A 5,756-nucleotide genomic window follows, 5' to 3' on the forward strand; every position below is an offset into this window, starting at 1 on the left:
ACCGTCTTGTATAGCTTAGCGAATTGTTTAGCTTTCAAAGAAATACCCAGGTAGCTTGGGCAATATTGGGGTTTGATTGCTTATTGCTGGTTTCCCTATAAACCCACTATTAAAAATATGCCTCAGCAAGGGCAGGTGGCTACATTGTAAATAGTATCAATGAGTTACAATGCGGCTTATCCCGAACTGGGGTTATCAATACTAAGGCCGCTTAACAGTGATAGTATTAAAACGGCATACCCAGTGCCACTCTCTTTATCAACACTCATAAAGCGTTGCCAAAGCGTGGCAAATAGCATCTGATATCCGGTAATGCTTAGCTGACGATGATTGGTTGAGAAATGAAATTGATTACGGCGGGCATGTTGATGGTTGTTCTTTAATCGCCATTGCTGCAGCTCAGAGGATTTAGCAATTTGTGTGACGGGCTTAAAGCCATTGTCTAGCAAAGGTACTTCGTCGTCATCAGCAATATTTTCAGCGATTGCCACGTTATTTTTCTTTTTTGATTGTTTCGTACCAAACACTATTCTTTGTAGTGGCTCATTGTCAGTACTCACCACTGTCTTGATGACGGTTTGAGCCGACTTTACGCGTTTAGTGCTCCCAGTATAAGTTTTACCAACAAAGGTTTTATTATTAACTGCTACCTCATAAGCCAGCCTGATTTGACCGATTTTACTACCAAGATATTGGTTCGCTGTTTTACCTGTTGCCTCTTTCTGTTTAACGCTCGTTTCATATTGTCTGATATGAGATAAGCATGAGGACAAGCTATCGCATTGATCGTGAATGCGGATTAACTGGTCGAGAATGCCACGCTGCGGATCAGAAGGTCTTAGCGCCATACGAACACGCACACCAAGCTTATCTATTTTGGCAAAGTGCTCATCATGGCGTACTGTGATCATAACCATAACCTTTAAGTAGCCACTCATAAACCGCCAAGCATTACTCTTAACGTCTATCGCACCATACGCCTGATAAAAGACAATTAGCAGATAGCTGACCGCCCACTCTCCAGTTTTACCTTCCCGAATGATTTGTGTCATTACCTCAGCGCAGTCTATGCCAGTAAAGTCTGCAGAATTAGATTCTGATGTTGATTGTAATGAATCAATATCATCATCTGGCACTAGACTGATTACATCAATCACAAGCTGAGACATTTGTATGTGATGTGGTGAATCTATTGGGATAAGCTTGCCCAACACTCGCCTGTTGGTCACATCATGAAATAATTTAGTATGCCCCATAAGATGTATCCATCCAATTTAGGTTTTTGGGCAGCCCCAGCATCGCCTCATCATTGGCTACCTTACACTGCTGATACTCATAAGCACTTTGGCTGATACCAGCAAACCTACAATAATTATCTACCGTGAGACGCTCAATATTCATGAGCTCGCAAATAATACTTTTTGGTGCACTAGAGCTTAAAGCCTTTAGAAACTTGGGATGATTAATTCCCCTTGAGAAGGCCAGCTCGACAACCTCACTCCAAGCTAAGCGCTTAATATCTCTCAGGCTTTCAGCGGCAACTAAGCAAGGCTGACGTGAACTAGTCTCTTCTATTAGAATTTCATCAAACCTTCTAAACTCATTGAAAAAATAATAAGTCTCGTTTTTATCATTTACCAAGCGTAGTGGTTGTCGATAATAATCATCCAAGCTAGCCATATTTATATTAGCTATTCTTGGTCTAAATTGATGCCATATCAACAATGCCTTTTGTGCATCTTGATGAACAACCAAATTATATTTACTGAAAGTTATAAACTTCTGAGTAGGCTTTAGATGAATACTATTCATTTTAATATGGTTAATAGTGAATTATACTAATTATGATATGTTATAACTTATCGATTGTAAAGCCTTTAATCTTGCTGTTATATTTTTATCCCTATCCAACTAAAATACTGATTCACAACCATTTTTTAGACAAAAAAAATACTCCCTAACCCATGATAAACAAAGGCTAAAGAGTATTTTAAAAATTCAATTTTAGTTGGGTGAGGAGGTTAACGTCTTATATCAGTTAGCCTGCCTATCAAGCTTAGTTCTCTTCGTTCTCATCAGGAACATACTTCAAAACATCCCCTGGGCTGACTTTTAATACTTGGCACAACTTACTCAAGGTATCGAATTCTATGCGAGTTGTCTCATCATTATAAATTCTATGAAGCGTTGACTTGCTGATATCCGTCATTCTTACTAAATCTGCAACTCGCAATCTTCTTTCCGCTAAAAGCACTGGTAGATTACATGAAATCACAATAAAATCCTTATTGGTAAGTAAAAAATACTTGCCAGTGACTACTTTTCTGTTAAAATAATACTCGCTGGCAATGAATAAGTTTCCGTCAAAAACTATTTTGTGCTGACTAACGCTTTATTATGTCATAGACTCATCTTGCTGCTCAATAGCTGGCTAACTATGATGGGGGCGACTTGTTCGATAGATATAGTGACTATAAAAATGTGACACTAATCATAGTCATTCTGCCATTAAAAAGGAGTATATTGTGGGCATCAGGATTGAATGGAGCATGACACAAAATGCTTGGGACAAACGGGTCTGTGAAGATTATTGGGCCTATAATCATAAAATCAGCTATATAGATTATGTACGTATGCTTTGTCAAAAATATAATATTAGCTCTCAAACATTATTTGAAACTATAAGCCAATGCTATGCTTGCTTAGATGATGTTTGTTGTGAATATTGTGGTAGCGCCTGTCCAATTGAAGTACCTGCTGATATCGCCTATATGCGGGCAAAAGAGAGTTGGTTTTGTGCAGTATGTGAGCATGCTATGTGGAGAAGTGACTTTATTAGCAAATAAATAATCAAATCTACTTTCAGCTAAAAAACCGACATTTTTATCTGACCTAATCAATCCCTCTCACTCAAAACACTAACTCTATTCGTATTCATAGCGATTTGGTTTTCTTTAACTTTATTCCAGATAGTTTGCGAGTAATTGATTAGGTCTCTATCGGTCAGATTTTCAGTATATAGTTAGGTTCAAATAATTTCGATACAAGAAAACCGAGTGCAAGCGATACATTAGTATGGTTAGCGAGGATGACGATGTAGCGGATTTATATGGATTTGACTATAGAACAGCTCATTTAACCTTGCGACTATTTTTGATAGCCAGTCCTCTTGTTTATCCTTAGCATTGCCAGCTCCACCGCTACCAATATTCAGCGGATAGAAACTATTCTCTTACAGCTTTAAATCCTGTTGACGTAGCTTAGAAAAGCGGTGGTGGCTCATAATAATATTACTGAAATAAACCTCATCATCATCGAGCCTCTCACGTAGCATAGGTTGCAAATGGCGAGCATAAAGACTTATCTTCTCTATATCCTTATTATCATAATCGATAATCTGCGACATAAATTCATAATTTATCATTGTGTGCTTATTAGTCTTTAGACAGCTGGCTGGTGCTAAAGCTCACTGATAATTATGCTTTTAATAAAATTATTTTATGGGTCAAGTAGTAATTTCTTAGATGCTTATAGCCTCGTTAACGGGGGTTTAAGATTATTAGTATGATGAATAAATATCGATAATAATTAGGTATAGGTAGTAGCAAAAAAAAGAGGCTAACGCTATATACGGCATATTACTTGCATCCTTTTTGGGTTCGGAAATTTACTCAGGCGAGTTTGTCAAAATTGGGGTTTGATAAGGCTATTGTGACAAAGATAAATTAGAGGCTTGAAGCTTCGTGGTTTGGATAACTGGTGCAATTACACTATATGATAAGTAAATTCGTATTTAATACAACGCCAATTATATTTAGAGCTTTTGATCTCCCATGGTTACTCTATTACAAGTAATTCATAATAGAGTAGTTATCATGTTTGCTGGAACAGTATAATACTTATCTCTATACTCATAATTTTGGAAGGTTAGTTATTCCTTAAGGGCATTCTCGTATAAGGAAAGTATTTGTTGACTGAAATAATTTTATTACTAGCAGTTGTCTTTTTACCGATATTTATTCCTATCTTCATCATTCCACTAACCCTAGGTAACGGATCTCTTTATTTCAAACGATTTAAATCATCTATGATATTAGATGAAAAAAAAGGACTTGCAAAACAGGGTTTGTTGTGGTTTTCAATCTTATCTCCTATCTGTTATTTTATTTCTCTTGGAATAATCTCTTGGTATGGATATAAAATCTCTTTAACAAGCAAGGGACTAGAAGTCTTTCTTTCAATTAGCGTATTTCCTTTAGGCTTTCTATCTCTCATAATACCATTGTCTGTTTTTGTATCTCGCCTTCATGCTACCAAACAGACTGCAAAGCAAATTGAGATCACACAACAAAAGAATAATATCGACCTTTTTCACTCTCATAGAAAGGAGTTGTTTAGCTACTTCAGTCAAATAGGAGAGATCGAATACCTTGACTGTTTAATAGGTAAATATAAAATCCATCCAAAAGTCCATAAAATATTTTTCATTGGCAATCCTGAGGATGGAGCTCCTATTGCAAATGAAGCAGAGTTTAAAAAAATCGAGCAAAAAATTTCTAATGCTCAATTTTTTCTTGACTCAATCATAAAAGATACAAATCCTAGTCAAACCTACAACTTTTATATTAATCATTTTTGTAGCGAAATTTATAGATTAAGCATGACTCTTGGATTACCAGAAATTCATGTTGATTTAGCACAAAAAAGTATCTATGTTCCTACAAATATAGACAATCAAGAGGAGAAGCAGCTTTTAACTGTAGGTACAACAACCGACGAAGCTGTCGCGGCATATAGATATATCAAAAGTTACTTCACTAACCTTTGTCACTTTGCTGGGCGAGAGCCAGAGACAGCAAATTATGACCCTACTGGACAAGAAATGGTTAATATAGGATATGAAGAACTAAAATATATAGATACGGGGGTGAAATTTAGAACAGCAAAAGAAGAAAAAACGATTGAAAAACTGCATCATGAAATTAAAAACAACATCACATCAAATGAATTATAAATACACTACGAGCCTTTCCCAAACTTTGTGTAACTGCTTATAATCCACTAACAGGAGAATAAGTAATGACTAAGCAAACTGACATCAAGAAACTGGCCGAGCAAATGGCTGGTAGCATGAAAAGCTTCGATGACATCAAAGACTTTCAAAAGCAGCTCATGCAGTCGTTTATCGATACTGCCTTAGAGGCTGAGATGGAAGAGCATCTCGGCTACCCCAAGCATGAGAAATCAGATAAACCAAACAAGCGCAACGGACACACTAAAAAGACCGTCCGCAGTGATACAGGCGATCTTGAAATCTCTACCCCAAGAGACCGTGATAGCAGCTTTGAGCCTGTACTCGTTAGTAAGCATCAAACCCGTATCTCAGGTCTCGATGATAAAATCATATTCCTTTACGCCAAGGGTCAAACCACCACTGAGATTGTAGAGAGCATTAAAGAGCTCTACGATGTCGACATCTCAAGCTCTCTTGTCTCAAGAGTCACTGACAATATATTAGAGGACATCACCGCTTGGCAGAACCGGCCGCTGAGCAGTGTTTATCCTATCGTCTATTTGGACTGCATCGTCGTGAAGATACGTCAAGACAAGCAGATCATCAACAAAGCCATTTACTTAGCCCTAGGCGTTAACCTTAACGGTAAAAAAGAGCTGCTTGGCATGTGGCTCTCAGAGAATGAAGGCGCTAAGTTCTGGCTAGGTGTTCTTACCGAGCTTCAAAACCGTGGCGTACAAGA

6 protein-coding genes are annotated in these 5,756 nt (G+C 37.4%); 3 read left to right on the top strand and 3 right to left on the bottom strand.

Going from position 1 to position 5,756, the window contains the following annotated elements:
- Positions 1-176: 176 nt before the first annotated feature.
- The 3 genes from JMX82_RS13905 to JMX82_RS13915 form a co-directional block, all read right to left on the bottom strand.
- Positions 177-1,256: a hypothetical protein gene (locus tag JMX82_RS13905; protein ID WP_201540972.1), complete on the bottom strand. Its 1,080-nt coding sequence runs from the start codon at positions 1,254-1,256 to the stop codon at positions 177-179.
- Positions 1,243-1,812 (bottom strand): hypothetical protein, encoded by a 570-nt coding sequence (locus tag JMX82_RS13910; protein WP_201540973.1) that lies wholly within the window; start codon positions 1,810-1,812, stop codon positions 1,243-1,245. The genes JMX82_RS13905 and JMX82_RS13910 overlap by 14 nt, the downstream gene beginning before the upstream one ends.
- A gap of 244 nt (positions 1,813-2,056) precedes the next feature.
- The gene (locus JMX82_RS13915; protein ID WP_201540974.1) at positions 2,057-2,275 is read right to left on the bottom strand and encodes a helix-turn-helix domain-containing protein; all 219 of its coding nucleotides are present in this window, start codon (positions 2,273-2,275) and stop codon (positions 2,057-2,059) included.
- Between the two features lie 274 nt (positions 2,276-2,549).
- Between JMX82_RS13915 and JMX82_RS13920 the strand changes: the two genes are divergently transcribed.
- The 3 genes from JMX82_RS13920 to JMX82_RS13930 all read left to right on the top strand — a co-directional run.
- Entirely contained in the window at positions 2,550-2,846 is a 297-nt protein-coding gene (locus tag JMX82_RS13920; RefSeq protein ID WP_227676818.1) for a hypothetical protein, read from the top strand.
- A gap of 1,121 nt (positions 2,847-3,967) precedes the next feature.
- Complete coding sequence (locus tag JMX82_RS13925; RefSeq protein ID WP_201540975.1) at positions 3,968-5,014, top strand: hypothetical protein; 1,047 nt, start codon at positions 3,968-3,970, stop codon at positions 5,012-5,014.
- A gap of 65 nt (positions 5,015-5,079) precedes the next feature.
- On the top strand, positions 5,080-5,756 hold a 677-nt coding region (locus JMX82_RS13930), incomplete at its 3' end, for an IS256 family transposase (RefSeq protein WP_201540976.1).

The organism is Psychrobacter sp. 1044, from assembly GCF_904846525.1.
Lineage (GTDB): Bacteria > Pseudomonadota > Gammaproteobacteria > Pseudomonadales > Moraxellaceae > Psychrobacter.